At 68.4% G+C, this 2,686-nt stretch carries 3 protein-coding genes and 1 pseudogene (1 of these 4 running past the window's edge); all 4 read left to right on the plus strand.

Features of this window, described 5'->3' with window-relative positions; translation table 11 throughout:
- Positions 1–176 (plus strand): annotated as a pseudogene (locus tag E6J58_22645) (propionyl-CoA synthetase) (it extends 1,637 nt beyond the left edge of the window).
- A gap of 45 nt (positions 177–221) precedes the next feature.
- Complete coding sequence (locus tag E6J58_22650; GenBank protein TMB32721.1) at positions 222–1,499, plus strand: hypothetical protein; 1,278 nt, start codon at positions 222–224, stop codon at positions 1,497–1,499.
- 10 nt (positions 1,500–1,509) lie between these two features.
- Positions 1,510–1,746, plus strand: a complete 237-nt coding sequence (locus E6J58_22655; protein ID TMB32722.1) for an acyl carrier protein — start codon at positions 1,510–1,512, stop codon at positions 1,744–1,746.
- On the plus strand, positions 1,605–2,686 hold a 1,082-nt coding region (locus E6J58_22660; protein TMB32723.1), incomplete at its 3' end, for a hypothetical protein. The genes E6J58_22655 and E6J58_22660, both read left to right, overlap by 142 nt.

Below are 2,686 nucleotides of genomic sequence, written 5' to 3' on the forward strand. Positions count from 1 at the left end.
AGGCCGCGATTGTTCCAAAGTTACCCAAGACGCGTTCCGGCAAGATTCTCCGCGGCACCATTCGCAAGATCGCGGATGGAATCGAGTTCGCCATGCCCGCGACCATCGAGGATCCCGCGTCGCTCGAAGAGATGAGCCGCGTGCTCTCGCACCTCGGCTACCCGCGCAAGGCCTAGCCCGCCTCAAGGCGGATACCTACCCTCCTTGCATCGGAGGGTGGGGTGGCGAGCGAGGGGAACGTTCCGAGTGGATGGCGTGGCATCCGGTCCGATTTCGCACACTTTTGCGGCATCCATGGCGCTGTCGCCTTCGGCGAGCGACTGCGGTTTCTCTTCGCGTCGCGGGCATTCTGGGCGCTTGCCACCTACAGATTCGGGCGTTGGGTCTATGCACGCCCCCGCCGGCCGCAGACGCTGCTACTCCGCGCCCTCTACGTCCTGTCGTTCGAAGTTGGACGCCTGATCACCAAGACGAGCCTCAGCGTGCGCTCCCGGATCGAGCGCGAGGTCTGGATCGCTCCACGCGGTGAAGTCTTCGTCTCCTTCGGCTCGCGCTTGGGGCGCGGCTCGATGCTCCACGGCGGCAACACGCTCGGCATCGGCGGCAGGGCCGGCGCGCGCGGGCATCCCCAGGTCGGGGAGCGGGTCGTCTTCGCACCCGGAGCCTCGGCCATCGGTCCCGTGCAGATCCCCGACGGCTGCGTGATCGCAGCGAACAGCGTGGTCGGCCGATCGCTGCCGCGATCGAGCGGCTGGGCAGGGTTGCCGCCGAAGCCGGTTTCGCCGGAGCGGATCCCGGTTCCGGCGCCGCAGCGGTTCGACACCCCCGTGGACGAGGAGGAGGCGGAGATGCGTCCCGAATATTTCTGGCCCGCTTACAAGGCGGACCTCGAGCGGCACCTCGTGTACCACCCCGGCGCCGGCGTCCTGACCCGCCTGCGCCATGCGCTGACGCTGGACGGGTCGTGGGCGATGGCGGTGTACCGATTCGGACGCCGGCTGAAGACGGTCCCGATGAGCCCGTCGGTCACCCCGCTTCTCTGGATCCTGTACTCCATCGCCGAGGTGATCCTGGGCGTGCTCACGTCGATCTCGATCGACCTGGACGCGCACATCGAGCCGGGCTTCTATGTCGGGCACTTCGTTTCGCTCCGTATCGGCCCGGGCGTCCGCATCGGCAGGAACTGCTCGGTCGGGCAGATGTGCACCATCGAAGGAACCGGCGCCTATCCGGCGATGAACGCGCCGAGGCTCGGCGACCGCGTTTACCTGGGATCGGGCGCGAAGGTGATCGGCCCGCTGCGCATCGCGAACGGCGCGGCGATCTGCGCCAACTCGGTGGTCGTCGACGACGTGCCGGAGAACGGCGTGGTGCTCGGCATCCCGGGTGTCATCATCTCGACGCGCGGCAGCGGCGACTTCATCTACCTGGGCTCGGGAACGGGCGTGCGCGACGTACTGCCTGCGCCCGAGGTCCCCGGCGCCTTCACGACCAGCTAGGGAGGCGACCATGGTGCAACAGCGGATCAAGGCGGTCTTCGCGGAGGTCTTCCAGATCGATCCGGCCACGCTTCCGCCCACGGCATCGCCAGCGGACGTCCAGGGTTGGGACTCGTTCGGTCACCTCGCGCTCGTCGAGGCGCTGCAGAGCGAGTTCCGCGTCGAGTTCGAGGTGGAGGACATTGCCCGGATGGACAACCTCGCAGCCATCGAGCAGATCCTCCTTCGCCGGGGCGCGGCGTCGTGAACTTTGCGGATCGGCTGCTGGCGGGCAAGGACGCCAGCCGGCCGGCGTTGATCACGCTCGAGGCGGCGCATTCGTACGGCGAGCTGTCCGCCGCGGTGTCGTCGGTCGCCACGTTCCTCCTCGGAGCGGGCGCGGAACGCGGCGAATGCGTGGGAATCGTCGCCGACAACTCCTTCTTCTGGGTGGCGGCCTACCTCGGGGCGATGCGCGCCGGCTGCGTCGCCGTCCCGGTCTCCCCCGGGTTGACGCCGGCCGACTGCGGCGCGGTCGTCGAGCAGACCGGCATGCGCATCGCATTCGTCGAGACGCGGATGGCGGCGTCGTGCGCACGATGGCTGTCCCGACCGGCGCGCGTGATCCTCGACGCTCCCGGCCCCGCGCCGTTCGACGGCGCATCGATCTGCACGCTTGGCGAGCTGGTGGCGCAGCCAGGCGATGCGCTCGCGCGAGGCGGCGGCGACGATCTCGCCGCCCTTCTCTTCAGCTCGGGCTCGACCGGCAAGCCGCGTGGCGTGATGCTTTCGCACCGCAACTTCATCGCCAACACCGGCTCCATCGTCGAGGCGATTGGCCTCAGCGCCTCGGATCGGGCGATGGCCGTGCTCCCGTTCCACTATTCGTTTGGCGCCTCCGTCCTGCAGACGCATCTGGCCGTCGGCGGAACCGTCGTGATCGACAAGCGGTTCCTCTTCCCCGACAAGGTGCTGCAGCGGATGATCGAGACCCGCTGCACCGGCTTCGCCGGTGTGCCGAGCCACTACCAGATCCTGCTGCGCAAATCGCGCTTCAAGGAAATGGGGTTTCCCGACCTGCGCTGGATCCAGCAGGCCGGCGGCAAGCTGCAGGCGCCGTTCGTGCGCGAGCTGCGGGAAGCGAAACCAGCGCTGCGGCTCTACGTGATGTACGGAGCGACAGAGGCGACGGCGCGCCTGTCCATTCT

The sequence above is a fragment of the Deltaproteobacteria bacterium genome, from assembly GCA_005879535.1.
Classification (GTDB): Bacteria; Myxococcota; Myxococcia; order Myxococcales; family 40CM-4-68-19; genus 40CM-4-68-19.

Excerpts from the sequence above, each read along its gene's own strand:
- E6J58_22655 (TMB32722.1), top strand. The coding sequence starts at position 1,510 with ATGGTGCAACAGCGGATCAAGGCGGTCTTCGCGGAGGTCTTCCAGATC.